The sequence below is a fragment of the Agrobacterium sp. MA01 genome, from assembly GCF_009650195.1.
In the GTDB taxonomy this organism is placed as follows: Bacteria; Pseudomonadota; Alphaproteobacteria; order Rhizobiales; family Rhizobiaceae; genus Allorhizobium.
Window position 1 is genome coordinate 208,409 of record NZ_CP045854.1, and the last position, 17,511, is coordinate 225,919.

The 17,511-nt window shown below is 61.7% G+C and carries 17 protein-coding genes; 4 read left to right on the forward strand and 13 right to left on the reverse strand.

Going from position 1 to position 17,511, the window contains the following annotated elements; genetic code table 11:
- Nucleotides 1-20: 20 nt before the first annotated feature.
- The 4 genes from GH983_RS00975 to GH983_RS00990 all read right to left on the reverse strand — a co-directional run bounded on the left by GH983_RS00975 (nucleotide 21) and on the right by GH983_RS00990 (nucleotide 4,483).
- A complete protein-coding gene (locus GH983_RS00975) occupies nucleotides 21-974 on the reverse strand; it encodes an ABC transporter permease (protein WP_153761381.1) in 954 nt (317 codons plus the stop codon).
- Nucleotides 971-1,918, reverse strand: a complete 948-nt coding sequence (locus tag GH983_RS00980; RefSeq protein WP_153761382.1) for an ABC transporter permease — start codon at nucleotides 1,916-1,918, stop codon at nucleotides 971-973. The genes GH983_RS00975 and GH983_RS00980 overlap by 4 nt, the downstream gene beginning before the upstream one ends.
- Complete coding sequence (locus GH983_RS00985; protein ID WP_153761383.1) at nucleotides 1,915-3,381, reverse strand: ATP-binding cassette domain-containing protein; 1,467 nt, start codon at nucleotides 3,379-3,381, stop codon at nucleotides 1,915-1,917. Before GH983_RS00985 ends, GH983_RS00980 begins: the two co-directional genes overlap by 4 nt.
- Before the next feature lie 85 nt (nucleotides 3,382-3,466).
- Nucleotides 3,467-4,483 carry an ABC transporter substrate-binding protein gene (locus GH983_RS00990; RefSeq protein ID WP_153761384.1) on the reverse strand — a complete coding sequence of 339 codons (1,017 nt, stop codon included), beginning with the start codon at nucleotides 4,481-4,483 and terminating at the stop codon, nucleotides 3,467-3,469.
- A gap of 258 nt (nucleotides 4,484-4,741) precedes the next feature.
- Here GH983_RS00990 and GH983_RS00995 point away from each other — a divergent pair, with 258 nt between their 5' ends.
- Genes GH983_RS00995 through GH983_RS01005 form a run of 3 tightly spaced genes read left to right on the forward strand, consistent with a single transcriptional unit; the run spans nucleotide 4,742 to nucleotide 7,323 of the window.
- On the forward strand, nucleotides 4,742-5,986 hold the full coding sequence (locus GH983_RS00995) for a sensor histidine kinase (protein WP_069042321.1): 1,245 nt from the start codon (nucleotides 4,742-4,744) through the stop codon (nucleotides 5,984-5,986).
- Nucleotides 5,983-6,705 (forward strand): response regulator transcription factor, encoded by a 723-nt coding sequence (locus GH983_RS01000; protein WP_054149007.1) that lies wholly within the window; start codon nucleotides 5,983-5,985, stop codon nucleotides 6,703-6,705. The genes GH983_RS00995 and GH983_RS01000 overlap by 4 nt, the downstream gene beginning before the upstream one ends.
- A gap of 60 nt (nucleotides 6,706-6,765) precedes the next feature.
- Nucleotides 6,766-7,323: a regulatory protein RecX gene (locus GH983_RS01005; protein WP_069042320.1), complete on the forward strand. Its 558-nt coding sequence runs from the start codon at nucleotides 6,766-6,768 to the stop codon at nucleotides 7,321-7,323.
- Between the two features lie 22 nt (nucleotides 7,324-7,345).
- Here GH983_RS01005 and GH983_RS01010 read toward each other — a convergent pair whose 3' ends face one another.
- The 9 genes from GH983_RS01010 to GH983_RS01050 form a co-directional block, all read right to left on the reverse strand.
- A complete protein-coding gene (locus GH983_RS01010; RefSeq protein WP_171901567.1) occupies nucleotides 7,346-8,353 on the reverse strand; it encodes a diguanylate cyclase in 1,008 nt (335 codons plus the stop codon).
- Between the two features lie 86 nt (nucleotides 8,354-8,439).
- On the reverse strand, nucleotides 8,440-9,492 hold the full coding sequence (locus GH983_RS01015) for an ornithine cyclodeaminase (protein ID WP_153761385.1): 1,053 nt from the start codon (nucleotides 9,490-9,492) through the stop codon (nucleotides 8,440-8,442).
- Nucleotides 9,493-9,686: 194 nt separating this feature from the next.
- Nucleotides 9,687-10,967, reverse strand: a complete 1,281-nt coding sequence (locus tag GH983_RS01020) for a TRAP transporter large permease (RefSeq protein ID WP_054149003.1) — start codon at nucleotides 10,965-10,967, stop codon at nucleotides 9,687-9,689.
- Entirely contained in the window at nucleotides 10,967-11,494 is a 528-nt protein-coding gene (locus GH983_RS01025) for a TRAP transporter small permease (RefSeq protein ID WP_054149002.1), read from the reverse strand. Before GH983_RS01025 ends, GH983_RS01020 begins: the two co-directional genes overlap by 1 nt.
- Before the next feature lie 65 nt (nucleotides 11,495-11,559).
- Nucleotides 11,560-12,534: a TRAP transporter substrate-binding protein gene (locus tag GH983_RS01030; RefSeq protein WP_054149001.1), complete on the reverse strand. Its 975-nt coding sequence runs from the start codon at nucleotides 12,532-12,534 to the stop codon at nucleotides 11,560-11,562.
- 62 nt (nucleotides 12,535-12,596) lie between these two features.
- Entirely contained in the window at nucleotides 12,597-13,475 is an 879-nt protein-coding gene (locus GH983_RS01035) for an amidohydrolase family protein (RefSeq protein WP_153761386.1), read from the reverse strand.
- Nucleotides 13,472-14,611: a mandelate racemase/muconate lactonizing enzyme family protein gene (locus GH983_RS01040; RefSeq protein WP_153761387.1), complete on the reverse strand. Its 1,140-nt coding sequence runs from the start codon at nucleotides 14,609-14,611 to the stop codon at nucleotides 13,472-13,474. Before GH983_RS01040 ends, GH983_RS01035 begins: the two co-directional genes overlap by 4 nt.
- 17 nt (nucleotides 14,612-14,628) lie before the next feature.
- Nucleotides 14,629-15,534, reverse strand: a complete 906-nt coding sequence (gene kdgD, locus GH983_RS01045) for a 5-dehydro-4-deoxyglucarate dehydratase (RefSeq protein WP_054148998.1) — start codon at nucleotides 15,532-15,534, stop codon at nucleotides 14,629-14,631.
- A gap of 69 nt (nucleotides 15,535-15,603) precedes the next feature.
- Nucleotides 15,604-16,347 carry a FadR/GntR family transcriptional regulator gene (locus GH983_RS01050; RefSeq protein WP_054148997.1) on the reverse strand — a complete coding sequence of 248 codons (744 nt, stop codon included), beginning with the start codon at nucleotides 16,345-16,347 and terminating at the stop codon, nucleotides 15,604-15,606.
- A gap of 146 nt (nucleotides 16,348-16,493) precedes the next feature.
- Here GH983_RS01050 and GH983_RS01055 point away from each other — a divergent pair, with 146 nt between their 5' ends.
- On the forward strand, nucleotides 16,494-17,291 hold the full coding sequence (locus tag GH983_RS01055; protein WP_054148996.1) for an NAD(P)-dependent oxidoreductase: 798 nt from the start codon (nucleotides 16,494-16,496) through the stop codon (nucleotides 17,289-17,291).
- The last annotated feature ends 220 nt before the right edge of the window (nucleotides 17,292-17,511 follow it).

A 17,511-nucleotide genomic window follows, 5' to 3' on the forward strand; every position in this document is an offset into this window, starting at 1 on the left:
GGGACGATCCTGGCAGGGCTTCAGGTTTTGCCGGCGCTGCGCGTGGTCGGCAGCATGATGACGGCGATGATGATGAGACCGGTGAGAATGAGGCGGATGCCTGCGCCAAAACCGTAGGTATTCAGCATCGAAACGACAAGGAACATGAAGAGCGAGGCGCCCCATATCCCCGGAACATTCGAATTCCCGCCGGCAACCGCCGTGCCGCCGATGACGACGACGGCAATCGACATCAGGAGATATTCCGTGCCCATGTTGAGCGCCGCACCGCCGGAGAAGCTGGCGAGCAGATAGCCACACAGCGAGGCGAGCACGGCGCAGAGCAGGTAGGTAAGAAGCCGCGTGCCGTCGATCGGGATGCCGGCCATGCGTGCGGCGCGGATGCTCTGGCCGATCGCGGCGATCGAGCGTCCATAGACCGTGCGGTTGAGGACGTACCAGACGATGACGGAGAACACCAAGGCAACGAGCGCGACATTCGGGATGCCCACAGTTGAAGAAGTGGTGAAGTCCGCAAGCCAGCTTGGCGGCTTGATGCGCAAGCCCCGGTTCGTCCAGATCGCCGTCGACTGCACGATGAAACTCATCGACAGCGTTGCGATGATCGGCGGAATGCGGAGCAGTTTGATCAGCGCATAGTTGCCGATCCCGATAGCGATCCCGACACCGATGGCGACCAGCAGCCCGGTCAGGATCATGCTGTTCTCGACATTCATCACCTTGAGCGAGACCGTTGCCGCAAGTGTCATGTTGGCGGGAACCGAGAGGTCGATATTTCCAGGGCCAAGCGTGATCACCAGCATCTGACCGAGGCCGACCAGCACCGAGAAGGCGCCGAAGGTGAGGGCGGCCTGTGCGAGCCCGACGGTGCTCGCCCCGCCCGTGAAGACGATGGTGACGAGGAAGACGCTGGCCGCAGCAATGAAGGACCAGATCCAGGTCCGGGAGAAGAGCGTGGAGAGTGCTTGGGTCATGACTTGCCCTTCCGGCCTTCGGCGCGATTGAGGGCAAGACGCAGCGTCAGCACGAGGATCAGGATCGCGCCTTGGGCGCCGATCTGCCAGTCCGGCGAGATCCGCAGGAAGGACAGGAAGGAGCCGGCCAGCGTCAGTGTGAGCGCACCGATGACGGCACCGATCGGCGAAACGCGCCCGCCGACGAATTCGCCGCCACCGAGAATGACGCCGGCGATCGAGAGCAGCGTGTAGCGCAGCGCGATATTGGCGTCCGCTGAGGTGGTCAGTCCCACGAGTGCCATGCCGGCGAGTACGGCAAAGAAGGCGGCAAGACCATAGACGGCGGCGCGTGCGCCGATGATCGACCATCCGGCCCGGGCAACCGAGCGGCTATTGCCGCCCACCCCGCGCAAGACGACGCCGAAGGACGAGCGCATGATGACATAGTGGCTGACGACGGCGATCAGGACGCTGGCCAAGATCGCCATCGGGACGAGCGGCGGCTTCACCGTCATGATTGCGCGGATCCAGCCCGGTGCTTCCCCGCCGGGTGCCGGCAGGATCAAAACCGCCAGGCCACCCCAGACGAAACTCATGCCGAGCGTCACGACGATCGACGGCAGGTCTCTGAGGTAGATCATGACGCCGATCAGCGCATAGACTCCGATCGCTGCCATCAGAATGAGGACACCCAGCAGAGGCGAGGACTGCAGGAAGGTCGCCGTCACGCAAGCGACGAAGCTGACGAAGGTGCCCATGGACAGATCAAGGTCGTTGACGGTCATGATCAGCATCTGGGCGATGGTCGCGAGCGCAATCGGCACCGCGAGATTGAACAGCAGGTTGAGCCCGGTATAGCTCATGGCCCTCGGCTGGAGATAGAAGACCGCCGCGAGCAGCCCGACCAGCGATAGGGCCGGGATGACGAGGCGCAGGCCGTCGGCTGAGAGAAACCTCGTCATGCGGCCTCCTGGAAGGAGGCGGAGAGGATGTTTTCTTCCGTCACCTCGTCCCCCTTCAGTTCGGCAACGATCATGCCGTTGTTGAACACATAGACGCGGTCGCAAACGCAGACCTCGTCCATCTCGGTCGAGTACCAGACGAAGGTCCGCCCGGCGTCCGCCTCCTGGCGCAGGATCGCATAGACCTCCTGCTTGGTGCCGAAGTCGACGCCACGCATCGGGTCGTCCATTAAAACCACGGGCGCGCGGCTGGCGAGCGCCCGGGCGAACAGAACCTTCTGCTGGTTTCCGCCCGAGAGCGACAGGATCGGATTGTCCATGTCGGGGGTACGGATGCCGATCCGCTCCTTCCAGGTCTGGCCCAGCGTCTCCTCCCGATCGAAATCCAGGGTCTGCAGTCGCGACAGATCGGGCAGGATGCCGATGCTGAGGTTTCTCAAGATGCTCCACAGCGTGAAGGTGCCGTTGACCGCACGGTCGCCGGCGACGAAGGCGACTTCGGGGTCATTGGCCCGCAGCCAGTTGCCGGTTCGGGACTCGAAGAGGCCGACCAGCATGTCCGTCTGGCCGTGGCCGCCGAGACCGGCGAAACCGACAATCTCACCCTTCATGGCCTGGAAGGGGAGGCCGCGCCCGCGCACCGGTGCGGCGGTCAGCACACTTGCCGTGTTCGTCTTCTGCAGGTTTGTGCGGGCCTCGCGAGTCTTCACCACGCTGCCCATGGCCTCGATCAGGCCGTGTTCTGAAAATTCCTCGGCTGGCCTCTGGCTGACGACCCTGCCGTCTTTCATGACGACGATGCGGCTGGAAACTGAGAGTATCTCACCGAGAATGTGGGAGATGAAAAGGATCGAGCCACCGTCGCGGACAAAGCGCTCGACATAGGCGAGCAGTTGCTCGGCAAGGCGCGCATCCAGCGACGAAGTCGGTTCGTCCAGGATGACGAGACGAACGGGAGCGCCGATCTCGCAGAAGGTGATCGCGATCTCCACCATCTGGCGTTCCGCGATGGTGAGCGTGCCGACGGCCTCGTGGCAGTCGATCGAATGGCCCGGGAAGATTTCCTGCAATTTACTCTCGATCAGGGCAGCACCCCGCTTGCGCCAGCCCCAGCCTTTCAAGCTGCGATGCATGACGCGGGTGTTCTCCACGATCGTCAGGTTCGGGCAGAGCGACAGTTCCTGGAAAACGCAGCGAATGCCGGCGTCGCGCGCAGCATTGATGCTGTGGCCTCCGCTGCCGTGACCGTATCGGATTGTGCCCTCATGCGGGCTGAGTCCGCCATTGATGACGTTGACGATGGTGGATTTGCCGGCACCGTTATGGCCGACCAGGCCGACGCATTCTCCGGCGCCGATCTCCAGCGTGACGCCGTCGAGCGCCTTCACCGCGCCGAAACTCACTCTTGCATCGGTAACGCTGACGACGGGCCGTCCATCGTCCTTATCGAGCATGGCATTCATACTGCACAACTCTCTCACTCACGCGCCAAAGGTTCCCCACACCGCCCGGCCCGAAGGCCGGACGGTTCGGGGAGGTTCCGGTCGGTTACATCGCAGAATCGATGACCTTCTGGGCGTCTTCGAGCGAATACTCGACATTCGCGACGCCGCCGGCCTGGGTATTGGCCAGGTTTGCTTCGAGATTGTCCTGGTCGATGCGCAGGAAGGGAACGACGAGGTCCTTCTTCACGTCCTTGCCGTCGAGGATCTGCTGGGCGACCCAGAAGGCAAGCGTGGATACGCCGGGCGCAATCGAGACCGACATGGTCTCATACTGGTTGGCGTCCTTCTGTTCCTTCCACCACTTCAGCTCGTCCTCGCGGTTGCCCATGACGATGACGGGCATCGGACGGTTGGCCGCAGCGATCGCCTGGGCCGCGCCATAGCCGTCACCACCCTGGGTCACGACACCGACAAGTTCCGGCAGGCTCGGCAGGATGCCGGCGACGGCCTTCTGCGCTACGTCCTGCGCCCAGTCGCCATGCACGGAGCCGACGATCTTGAACTGCGGGAATTGCTCGACACCGGCATGGATGCCCGCCGAGATTTCGTCATCGACGAAGACGCCGGCAAGGCCGCGGATCTCGAGCAGGTTGCCGCCCTGCGGCAGCTTGCCGGAGAGATATTCGACCTGGCTGCGGCCCATTTCCTTGAAGTCGACCGCGATGCGCCAGGCGCAGGGTTCGGTGACGATGCCGTCGAACGACACGACGGTGATGCCGGCGTCACAGGCTTCCTTGACGGCGCCGTTGAGTGCCGTCGGCGAGGCTGCGTTGATGACGATGGCGTCATAACCCTGCAGGATCATGTTCTGGATCTGGGCTGCCTGTTCGGTCGCCTGGTTTTCGGCGGTCGTGAAGGCGTCGGCGGCTGCGACCTGTCCGGCCTTCACGGCCTCGCCGGTCACCTTTTCCCAGCTGGTCAGCATGGCCTGGCGCCAGGAATTGCCGGCATAGTTGTTCGAAAGGGCAATCTTCTTGGCCGATGTATCGGCCATTGCGGGCATGGATGTGGCGATAAGGCACAGTGCCGCGCTCGCCAGAAGGGTTCTGCTGGTCTTCATGATCTCACTCCCTGTTGTCCGGCGCTCTTGGCACCGGTTTCCTCCAAACAGCCGGGCGTGTCCCGGTCTGAATTCCCCGCCGAGTTCCTCTTCTCGGCAGGATCAGGATGGAGGCAATGGCGACGCCTGTACAGGTTCGGGACGGCAGGACGTTTGCGGGAATTGCGCAAAGTCCTGCGGGATCCCGCAGGACGACCACCCTGTCGAGATGTGTTATGAAGGAGATGCGGCCGTGGGAGTGGTCGCGGGGAGGACATCATGCTCAAGATCGCGCCGTCAGCGCTGCTCGATCACTATCTCGGCATATCCAGGCTCCTGGCCGGGCAGCTCGATTTCCGCTCGGCCATCAAGGCCGTGGGCGTCGAAGTATCGCATATCGTGCCGCATGACCACCTCGATGTCTGCATCACCATGGTCAACGGCCTCTACCACACGGCTTACGAGACCGGCCTGGATACCTTCTGGGGTCAGACCACGCCCGCACCGGTCGCGAGCAGCCCGATCCGCACCCTGCTCTGGGGCGAAATCGACTTCCTTTTGACGGATGATGCGCAGCAGGAAACGCGCTACCACGTCGACACGCCCTTCACGCGCCCGATCTTCGAGCACAATTTGCGCAGCCGTCTCCATGTACCGCTCAAGGTGCGCGGTGAGGTTATCGGCGCGCTCAGTTGCTCGTCGCATGCGGTCGGTTTCTACACCGAGCAGGACGTGGCCAATGCCCAGTCCATCGCCGACCTACTCGCGCCCTACTTCTTTGCCTTGAGAGCCGCCGAACAGGCCAAACAATCGGCGATCGTCGAGGCCGAGGCACGCGCCCGCGAGGAGGGGCTGCGGGCCGGGGCTTTGAGCCTGACGGAAGCACTGGAACGCGAGCGGCAGCGCATCGGCATGGATCTGCACGATCAGACGCTCGCCGACCTCACCCGCCTGTCGCGGCGCATCGATCGGCTCATGCAGGAAGGAGACGTGAAAGGCGAGGCGCTGGAGCCGGTCGGACGCGGCCTTCAGCATTGCATGCAGGACCTCCGCGAAATCATCGAGGAGGCCAAGCCCTCCGTCCTGCAGCTCTTCGGCTTTGCCCACGCCATCGAGAACCATCTCGACCGCGCCGTGCGCGACCACGGCTCGCAGCTTGCCTGGAGCCTCAGCGACGACACGGACGGTCTGATCGACACCATCGACCAGTCTGTCCGCATCGCCCTGTTCCGGATTGCGCAGGAAGCCATCAACAACGCCGTGCGCCATGCGCAGGCAAATGTGCTGGAGCTGAAGTTGAAGAGTACGGCACATGCCCTGACGATCGAGGTGTCCGATGACGGGGAGGGTCTTTCCCGCTCGGACCGCAGCGCCGGTGGCGGCATCGACAATATGGTGACGCGGGCGCGGCTCATTTCCGCCAAGCTGACACTGGGGACGACGCGCGAGGGACGAGGGACGGTAATGCGCGTGCAGATGCCGCTTACCCTTGCCAAGGCAGGATTGCTGGAGGACATCAAGTGAAGGTTCTCATCGTCGAAGACGATCCGCTGCATCGGTCGTATTTGCTGGAGGCCGTCTGTGCCGCTCTTCCCGAATGCGACAAGGTCATCGAAGCCGGAAATGGGGCCGAAGGCGAGCGCCTTGCCCGCGACCACAAGTCCGCCCATGTCGTCATGGACCTGCAGATGAACGCCCGCAACGGCATTGAGGCGGCGCGCACCATCTGGAAGGAGCGCCCTGATACCCGCATTCTCTTCTGGTCGAACTATTCCGACGAGGCCTATGTGCGTGGCGTCTCCCGCATCGTGCCGGATGGGGCAGCTTACGGCTACGTGCTCAAATCAGCCTCCGACGAGCGCCTGAAACTCGCGCTTCGCAGCATCTTCGTCGAGGCGCAATGCGTCATCGACCGCGAGGTTCGCGGCATGCAGCAGAAGAGCCTCGGTCAGGTGCGAGGCTTCAGCGACAGCGAATACGAAATCCTGGTGGATATCGCGCTCGGCCTCACTGACCGCACGATCGCTCGGCGCCGGGGCCTGTCGATCCGCAGCGTCCAGAACCGTCTGCAGCAGCTTTACGAAAAGCTCGGTGTTTACCAGATGTCGGTCGAGGACAGCGACGAGGGGCGCTTCAACCTTCGAGCACGAGCGGTGACGGTCGCGCTTCTGCGCAAGCTGTTGAACTACAGCGCCCTCGAGCGCGCCGAGGCCGAACTTGCGGAGTGGCTGCGGTCTCATTGACCGATCCCGACCGTCCAGAAGTCTGTTGACGATCGCCCACGAAGTTGGGACACCGGGCCCATGGACGAACCGTCGAAAGCCACTGAAGATCAGCCAACGCCACGCATGTTGGCCTGGGCGAAGAACTCGGCTGCCTATCGGCTTGCCAAGCGCATGATGACCGAACGGGAACTCGCCGACGCCATCAGGCGCAAGGCGCGCAGCAAGTTCGAAGATATCAGTGAGGGGCAGCTAAACGCGCTGGCCGAGACGGCCCTTGCCTTCGGGCGCAGCATGAAGGCGCTAGACGACCAGAATTACGCCGAGATCCGTGCGAATTCGGCGGCGCGCAGCGGTCGCTCCAAGCGTGCGATTGCCCGCAAGCTTGCTGAGAAGGGGGTCGACCGCAGTATCGTCGAAGCCGTTCTCGTCGACGCCGACGATTTTCGCTCGGCCGTGGTCTACGCGCGCAAGAAGGCCTTCGGGCCCTTCCGCCGGCCGGATGTTGAAGCCGATGACGCCCGCTGGAGCAAGGAGATCGCCTCCTTTGCCCGCCAGGGTTTCGGCTTCGATCTGGCCAAGCGTGTGCTCGAAATGGAACGTGAAGAAGCCGAAGACATTCTTCTCGGGCCGGCATGAACGGATCGGACCAACGGGCAGACTATCTGCTTAAAGACCCATTGCGCACGCTACCGACGCCAGGGCCTATTTCCGCAGGCATGGCCCAGGAACAGGTGACTCGATTGCGGCCGTTGGCCTTGGATTGATAGAGAGCGTCGTCCGCGCGTCGCAGCGGATCTGCCAGACCAATGTCGCTCTGATCGAGCATGGTGACACCGAAACTCGCCGTGACCGTGCCATCGCCCTCTGGCCTCCGCGAACTTTCGATGGCCTGGCGCAGCCGCTCGGCGACGGCAAGCGCGCTCTTGGCAGTAGCCCCCGGCAAGAGAACGGCGAATTCCTCGCCTCCCATCCGTGAGATCACATCCCCATCGCGCAGGACGCCACGGCACACCTCCACAACGTCGATCAGCACACGATCGCCTGCCATATGACCAAATCGGTCGTTGATCTGCTTGAAGTGATCGATGTCGAAGCTGATCAGGCCGATCGACGGTGGCGTCATTCGGGCGGCCAGTCGCTCCCAAGTTCCATAGAATGCGGAGCGAGACGTAGCGCCAGTGAGCCAGTCATGATCGGTCTGCCGCCTTAGTTCCATCTCCTTCATTACGAGACCGGCAAGCGACTGAAGGATTGCCTTCTGTCGCTCATCGAAGCGACGGGGTGCTCGGTCGATGACGCACAGAGATCCCAGTCGCGCCTTCTCGGGCGTAATCAAGGGCGCGCCAGCGTAAAAGCGAATGTGCGGGCTACCGGTAACGAGGGGATTTAGTGCCGTTCGAATATCATGTTCTGCGTCAGAGATCACAAGCACGTCATCGCTCCGGATCGTCTCGTTGCAAAAAGCCTGCTCGCGTGGGGTTTCGCGAATATCGATGCCGATATTCGTCTTGAACCACTGGCGCCGGTCGTCGACCAGCGAAATTAGCACGATCGGGGTGTCGAATATCAGGCGTGCAAGAGCCGAGATACGCTCGAAGGGTTCTTCAAGTGGTGTATCCAGAATGCCGTATTGATCGAGTATCCGTAGGCGTTCAACTTCATTCATTCGGGCATGCTCCTCCGCCATAGGGAGACATTAAGCCCCAAATATTTCTGTCTGCTTAAATTGCCGCAGCCGCCCCGACCGGTTGATCACCCCTTGGCCCGCTGCAGCATGCCGAACAGGTCACGCGGATCGTCCGGATCGGCGATCAGGTCGACGGACTGGAAGAAGGCGGTCCCAAGCACGCGCTCGCGCACGTAGCGCAACGCCGAAAAGTCCTCGATCGCGAAGCCGACGCTGTCGAACAGTGTAATCTGCTTCTCGCTCTTGCGGCCCTCGATCTGACCGGTGACCACCTGCCAGAGTTCGGTGACGGGATAGTCCGGATCCATCTGCTGGATCTCGCCTTCGATCCGCGTCTGCGGCGGATACTCGACGAAGGTGTCGGCACGGGAGAGGATATCGCGATGCAGCTCGGTCTTGCCGGGGCAGTCGCCACCGATCGCGTTGATGTGCACGCCGGCGCCGACCATGTTGTCCGTCAGGATGGTCGCATACTGCTTGTCGGCGGTGCAGGTGGTGATGATTTGCGCGCCTTCGATCGCCGCCTGTGACGTTGTGCAGGCCGTGACATGAAGGCCGGAGCCCTCCAGGTTGCGCCGTGTTTTCTCCGTTGCCTTCGGATCGATGTCGAAGAGCCTGACATGGGTGATGCCGAGCACGGCCTTCATCGCCAGCGCCTGGAACTCCGCTTGCGCCCCGTTGCCGATCATCGCCATGGTGGTCGCACCCTTCGGTGCCAGATGGCGTGCGGCCATGGCGGACGTTGCCGCTGTCCTCAGCGCCGTAAGCAGGGTCATTTCGGTGAGCAGAACCGGATAGCCAGTCGAGACATCGGCGAGCAGACCGAAGGCCGTCACAGTCTGCAGGCCTTCGGCCATGTTCTTCGGATGGCCGTTGACGTATTTGAACGAATAGATCTCCCCATCCGATGTCGGCATCAGCTCGATGACGCCCTCGCGGGAATGCGACGCGACGCGCGGCGTCTTGTCGAACAGTTCCCAGCGTTTGAAATCGGCTTCGATAACGTCGGTAAGCTCGGTGAGCGCGCGCTCGATTCCGATGTGATGCACGAGCCGCATCATGTTTTCGACGCTGACGAAGGGGACGAGGGCTTTTTCCGAAGGGGCTGGCGCTGTCATGATCCACCGGTTGAAAACAAAGGTTGGATCACTGTAGCGGTGGTCGCGCTTCGCCGAAATGGCGAGAATCTGTCATTTTGTGTGGTTCACTTGCCAAAATGACAGTATCGAATGTGCACTATGTCGCTCGGGCAGGAAAAAAGGCAGGGGCCGAGGCCCCTGCTGAGAACCCTCGGAATGCGAGGGCGGGAGGATCACTTGAACTGCGCTGGCAGCCAGAGCGATATTTCGGGAATGAAGGTGACCAACAAAAGCACCGTCACGCAGGCGCCAAAGAATGGCCAGATCGTCTGCATCGCCTCCCGGATGGTGATCTTGCCCACGGCACAGCCGACGAAGAGCACGGTCCCAACCGGTGGCGTGATCAGGCCTATCCCGGCGTTCAGGATCATGATGACGCCGAAATGCACGGGATCGATGCCGAAGGCTTGGACGATCGGAAGGAAGACCGGCGTCGTGATGATGATCAAAGGCGCCATGTCCATGAAGGTGCCAAGCATCAGGAGAACCACGGTGATCAGCAGCAGGACGACCATCGGATTGTCCGAGATAGACTTGACCAGCTGGATGAGCGTGACCTGCACTTGGAGAAAGGACATGAGCCATGCAAAGGCAGCGGCCATGCCGATGACGAGCAACACCAATGATGTGGTTTTCACAGCCCCCAGGATCGCCTCCACGAAGCCGCTCCAGTTCAGCTCACGATAGACGAGAACGGCGACGAGAAAGGCGTAGATAACCGCGATGCAGGAGCTTTCGGTCGCCGTGAAGACGCCGGAGCGCACGCCGCCGAAGATGATTGCGATCAGCAACAGACCTGGCAGGGCGGCGAAGAAGAAGACCAGCAGTTTCCCGAAGCCGGGAAAGGGTTCGGCCGGATACCCACGTCTGCGGGCCACGACATAGGCGGTGACCATCAGGGCGACGGTCAGCAGCATCCCGGGAATGATGCCTGCGGTGAAGAGATCCGCAACCGAGACCGTTCCGCCCGCTGAGATCGAGTAAAGGATCATGTTGTGCGACGGCGGAATCATCAGGGCGATCAGGGCAGAGCTGATCGTGACGTTCACGGCGTAACCGCGATCGTAGCCGCGCGCCGCCATCTGCGGCACCATCAGGCCGCCGATAGCAGATGCGTCGGCAACCGCCGAACCCGAAATGCCGCCGAACAGCGTCGATGAGACGATATTCACCTGCCCCAGACCGCCGCGCATGTGTCCCACGAAGCCGGAGGCAAAGCGAATGAGACGGAAGGCGATGCCGCCACGAACCATCAGGTCGCCAGCAAAGATGAAGAAGGGGATCGCCATCATGGCGAAGACATTCATCCCCGAATTCAGCTGCTGGAAAATTACAATCGGCGGGATGCCGATATAGATGACGGTCGCCAGCGACGCGATCCCAAGGCAAAAAGCGATGGGCATGCCGAGGACCATCAGGAAGGCGAAGGTACCGAAGAGGATCGTATAGGCCATCACACCACCTCGGCCTGAGCGATTTCGTCGGCGACTGCTTCGACCTGTCCGATGAACGTGTCGATGAAGCGTTCAAGCGCGAAGATGGAGATCATCGCGCCACCGACGATGAGCGGGATGAAATCTATGCCACCCGGCCATCCGAGCACCGGGATACGAGCCGTCCAGGTGCCTATGGCCAACTGCGTCCCGTAGTAGGACATGGCGCCACCGAACAGGCAGATCAGGCCGAGGCTGACGAGATCCATCAGGCGCTGGACGCGAGGCGCCATGTTGTGGCGAACGATGTCGAGCCCGAGATGCACGCTTTCGCGCACGCCGACGGCAGCACCCAGCAGGATGAACCAGGACATCAGCTGGAGCGACAGGGGCTCGGACCAGCTCGGTGTGTCGTTGAGCACGTAACGGCCGAAAACCTGCCAGCCGATGATGATGGTCATCAGGACCACGCCGAGGCCGGCCAGATAAAGGCAGGCGCGGCTCAACCAGCTGAGGCCGGGCCTGACAGCCCGCATGAAACGCAACATGGATCCCTCCGAAATCCAGGATAAGAAAAAACCGGCCGCATCTCGGATGCGGCCGGTCTGTTGTCTCACTTGACGGCGCGAACGCGCTCGACGAGATCCTTCATCTTGGGATCGGTGATGAACTTGTCATAGACCGGCTGCATGGCAGCGGCGAACTCCGCCTTGTCGACGGTGATGATGTTCGCACCAGATGCACGGATCTTCTCCTCCGACGCCTTTTCGCGGGCCTGCCACAGCTCACGCATCTTGCCGACGGATTCCTTTGCCGCTTCCCGGATGATCGTCTGGTCTTCCGGTGTCAGCTTGTCCCAGGTCACCTTCGAGATCGCGAGGATTTCCGGCGTCAGCGAATGGTCGGTCAGTGTGTAGTTCTTGGCCACTTCGAAGTGACGCGAGGACTCATACGAGGGCCAGTTGTTTTCGGCAGCGTCGACCACGCCAGTTTCGAGCGACGAATAGACTTCACCGAAGGGCATCGGCGTCGGGTTCGCGCCAAAGGCTTCCATCATCGCGATCCAGAGGTCCGACTGCTGGACGCGGACCTTCATGCCCTTGAGATCGGCAAGGCTGTTGATCGGGGTTTTGGTCGAATAGAAGGAGCGCGCGCCGGAATCGTAGAAGGCGAGACCAATCAGGCCGTGCGGTTCGAAGGCAGCCAGCACTTCGTCGCCGATGTCGCCATCGACCACCTTGTGCATGTGCTCGGTGTCGCGGAACAGGAAGGGCAGGCCGAAGACGACGGTTTCCGGTACGAGGTTGTTGAACGGCGCGCTGTTGACGCGGTTCATGTCGATGACGCCGAAGCGCGTCTGCTCGATCGTGTCCTTTTCCGAGCCCAGTGCGGCGTTGTTCATCACCTGAATGGCGATGCGGCCGTTGGTGCGTTCCTTGACCAATTCGCCCATGAACTTGACGGCATCGACCGTTGGATAACCATCGGGATGGATGTCGGCGGAACGCAGCGTGATTTCCTGGGCGAAGGCAGCACCCGCACCAAGGGTGAGCCCCATTGCGAGGCTAAGCATTGCGGCAGTTTTCATTGGTCTTCCTCCTCTTTGATTGAGCCGTCGAAACCTCCCGTTTCGACGGATTAGCAGTTCGGCTATCTGCCTTCAGAAGGCGGGATGCCGAAAAGTTCTTGGCTGTTGTCCACGAGCGCGAGACGGCGGGCTTCCTCATCGGGCAACCAGCCAAGCACGGTGTCGGCAAGCGCGGCATCGTCTGGATAGTCCGCCTGTGTTCGCGCCAGATTGTGCGGCCAGTTCGAGCCCCAGACGATGCGTTCGGGCGCATGGGCGGCAATCGAGCGGGCAACGGCTGCGACGTCGGCAAAATCCGGTCCGCCGGTCTTTGAAGATTCGTAGGCGCCGGCGAACTTGAACCAGCAGCGTCCCCCGTCGATCAGCCGCTTTGTTGCCTTGACCTGAGGGCTGTCGGGCGTGACCCCGCAGAAGAACTTGCCGTGATGGTCGAGCACCCAGCGGGATTTCAGTTTCGAGAGCCGCTCCTCGTAGTCGAGGATGTCGCTACCATCGAACTGGATGGCGATCATCCAGTCGCGGCTGGCAGCGATCGCGTCCACTTCCTCAAGCTTGGTCAGATTGGCCGCGCCGCCCGGCAGGTTCATGATGCGTGCACCGCGGACGCGGGCCGCTGACAAGCGGTCGAGCTCGGCTGCGCTTGTGCTGGCATCGACGGCCGCGATGCCCCAGGCGATGTCCCCGAACTGCTCAAGGCATGCGACGAGATTGGAATTGTCCAGCTGATGCGCCATGCCCTGCGTGACGATGACGCGATCGATGCCGATCCAGTCCATGAATTGGCGATATTGCGCAGGTGTCGGCAGGTCGCCGGCTGGTAGGCCCGGCCCGCCGGGAAGAGCCGGATAGCCGGGCAGATAGGCATGCATCTGGGTGTCGATCGCACCCTTCGGCAGGGCGATCTTTGGCTTGGCGCCGGACAGGGTGCGGATCAGGCTCATGCCTCGTCCTTCATCTTGAATTCCTGCAGGGCATCGCGGTTGATTTCGATGCCAAGCCCGGGAGCGTTGGGGATGGCGACGACGCCATTCTCGTGTTCGATCGGCGTCTGGATCACGGCCTGGCGGAAGGGGTTGTCGGTACGATCGAATTCGAGGATCGGCTCGATCGGGTTGACGCGCACCGGATCCGGCACCATCGCCGCGATGAACTGCAGTGCTGCCGCAATATGCACGGCCGTGCCCCAGACATGCGGCACGACCCGCACACCGTGCAATGCCGCGAGATCGACGACGCGTTTCGCCTCGGTGAAGCCGCCGACACCGGCAAGATCCGGCTGGACGATGTCGATTGCGCGGGTCTCGATCGGTTCCTTCATGCCCCAGCGGCTTTGCCAGGTTTCGCCGCCGGCTACCGGGATCGGCTGCCTGGCCCGAACTTCGCGATAGGCGGCGAGGTGTTCGGGGACGACGGGTTCCTCGAACCAGTCGAGACCATACTCTGCAGCCCGGCGGCCGAATTCGACGGCCTCCAGAACACCATAGCCATGATTGCCATCGGCCATCAGGCGCATCTCGGAGCCGGCTGCTTCGCGTGCAGCCCGGATGACCCGCAGATCCTCCTCGATCCCGAAACCGACCTTGATCTTGGATGCGTGAAAGCCCTGGGAGCGATAGAGCGCGATGTCACTCGCATTGTCCTCGACCCGATCAACGCCGTCGCGCTTGAAGCTGCCGGTCGCGTAGGCCTTCACACTCTCGCGGAAGCGTCCACCGAGCAGCGTCGACACGGATGTACCGAAATGCTTGCCCTTGATATCCCAGAGCGCGATGTCGATGCCTGAAAGCGCCGTGAGTGTCAGGCCGCGCTGGCCCTGATCGCGAAGGGCGTTGTAGAGAACCGCCCAGATCTTCTCGGTCTCCAGCGGGTTCATGCCGACCAGCCAGTTGCGATAGGCCGCGACCACCGCCGCATTCGGCCGAGCCGGTCCAAGGCATTCGCCCCAGCCCGTCAGCCCGTTGTCGCAGACGATCTCCACCAGCACATGCGCCCGCCGGTCAAAGCGCATGGAAGCGCTCTGGAACGGGACGGCGAGCCTGTGCTCGAGAAGATGGGTGCGAACCTCTGCGATCTTCATGTCTGCGCGTCCTTTGCTCAGCGCTTCCACGGCGCAATAAGCTTGGCCATCATCTCTTCTTCTTCCGCCGTCAGATCATCGAGGGGAGGGCGCACCTTGCCGGCGGCAAAGCCCTGCAGACGCACACCGGCCTTCACGGCAGAGACGGCATAACCCTTGCGCCGGCTGCGGATAGCCATGAACGGATAGAAGAAGTCCTTGAGGATCGTCTCGCACCGCTCGCGTTCACCGGCGCGCAGCGCCTTGTAGAAGTCGACGGCCAGCCCCGGCACGAAGTTGAAGACGGCGGATGAATAGGTGGTGAAACCAGCGCCGAGATAGGCCTCGGCGAAGAGTTCAGCCGTCGGCATGCCGCCGAGATAGGTGAGGCGATCGCCCATGGTCGCCGTGATCTGGCGCACGAGCCCTATATCGCCGGTGCCATCCTTGAAGCCGATCAGGTTCGGGCACTCGTCGCACAGGCGCTGCAGCGTCTCGACACCGAGAACCGAATTGTCACGGTTGTAGACCATGACGCCGATGCCGACGGATTGGCAGATGCGCTTGACGTGCTGGTACATGCCCTCTTGCGGCGCGTCGATCAGGTAATGCGGCAACAGCAGGATGCCATCAGCACCGACCTTTTCGACAGATCGCGCGATCTCGATGGCAATGTCGGTGCCATATCCACAGCCCGAGACGATCGCCGTCTTCCCGGCGGCTTCCTTGGCTGCGGCAACCACGCGCGGAACTTCCGATGGCGTCAGCGAAAAGAACTCTCCCGTGCCGCCAGCTGCAAACAGCACAGGCGCGTCGAAGCCTGACAGCCACGCCACATGCTCTGCATAGCTGTCGGACTTGAAATTCCCTGCGTCATCGAAATGCGTGACAGGAAAGGAGAGCAGGCCGGCGCCGAGCGCGGCCTTGATATCTTGCGGCGTCATGTTCGAATGTCCTCTCTTGGCCTCCTCCGGCCAAGTTGTCATACGTATTAACGACGCCTATGTCAAATGTTATCGTACAGGTTGGCGCTGCTCGCGCAAAAGGGCGCGGTAGCGCGCCTGACTGCCGCGCAAATGTCGGCGCATGGCGTCGCGAGCGGCCTCCTCGTCGCCCTGGGAAATCGCCTCGACGATATCTGCATGTTCTGCATCGATGAGGCGCAGGTATGCGGACTGGTCTTCCTCGCTGTCTTCGTCGCGCAATGCGGCCCGCGGGATGACATTCTTGCCGATCATTGCAAGAAATTCACGGAAACGGGGATTGTTGGTGGCTTCGGCGATGGCGAGATGAAGGGCGAAGTCGGCCTCCGTGGTCGATTGGCCCGCCTCAAGACAGGCGCGGATAGCGTAGTGCCGTTCAAGTATGACTTCTTCCTGGGCGGGGGAGCGTCGCAACGCGGCGAGGCCTGCAGCCTCTACCTCCACCGCCGTTCTGAGCTCCAGGAGTTCAATCATCGACGAAACGCGCGCCGGATCCACATTGCCGATCAGCAGCGGCGCGGGCGTCGGCTCCTGAGGGGTGAGGACGAAGACGCCAGCGCCCTGTCGGGCTTCAACCAGGCGGTCGGCGCGGAGCGAAGCGATCGCCTCGCGGACGACGGTTCGGGAAACGCCATGGGCTTCGGACAGTTGCGCCTCGCTCGGCAGCTTGCTGCCGGGCGGGAACTGACCGGCGCCGATCGCCTTGCGCAACGTGTCGCCGAGTTTCTCCACAAGCGTTCCTGAGCCCGCTTCGCTTCGTGCCTGCAATGCCATACGTGTTTCCCCGCCCCTGTGTACCTGCGCACATCATCATCGATGCGTCGGACTTTGTCAGCCTGTCGCCCATAAGGTTTACGATATTGACCGGGTCAGGGCAACCTGTATGATAAGTTCAGGTGTGACATCATGGAGGACTGCGCGTGAAGAGGCTTTTACTGACGGGGGCTGCCGGCGGGTTGGGCAGCGCAATGCGCGGGCGTTTGAAGGGGCTTGCGGAGATCGTCAGGGTCTCGGATATCGTTGATCTCGGTCAGGTCGCGGCGCATGAGGAGGCAATGGTTTGCGATCTTGGCGATCGGGCGGCCGTCGACAGGCTCGTTGAAGGCTGTGACGCCATCATCCATCTTGGTGGCATCTCGGTTGAAGACAAGTTCTCCAAGATCATGAATGCCAATCTGCTCGGTCTGTATAACCTCTATGAGGCCGCGCGCGCGAACGACATGCCGCGCATCCTGTTTGCCAGCTCCAACCATACGATCGGCTTCTACCGGCAGGACGAGTATCTCGACCACGAGATGCCCATGCGCCCGGATGGGCTTTACGGCGTGTCCAAATGCTTCGGCGAGGCGCTCGCCCGCATGTATTTCGAAAAGTTCGGCCAGGAGACGGCCCTGGTGCGCATCGGTAGCTGCATGGAAAAGCCGAAAAACCATCGCATGCTCTCCACCTGGATGAGTTACGACGATTTTCTGTCGATGATCGAATGCATCTTCCGCGTCCCGCGCCTGGGCTGCCCGGTGATCTGGGGATGCTCGAACAACGACACGCGCTGGTGGGACAATTCCCATGTCTCTTATCTCGGCTGGCAGCCGAAAGACAATGCCGAGCGCTTCCGCGCCGAAATCGAAGCAGATGTCGCAAGGCCGAAGCCGGCTGATACGATCGCGGTCTATCAGGGCGGCCCCTTCATCGACGACCCGATCTTCGCGGAAGACTGATCCCGTCGTCCCGTTTATTTGAATGGCTGGCCACTCGACGAGTGTCCGGCCATTGCTCGTTTTCAGGGTTGCCATGGTTGCTGCTTCAAGTGGAAGCAGCACTCGCTAGCGCAATCGATGGATGCCATTCCGACCGTCGGTGCCCATTCGTTAAAATTTGAGTAAACTGCAGAAATAAAAGGATTTTTCGGTCCGAAATTAACTTCTTTTTCAATAATGG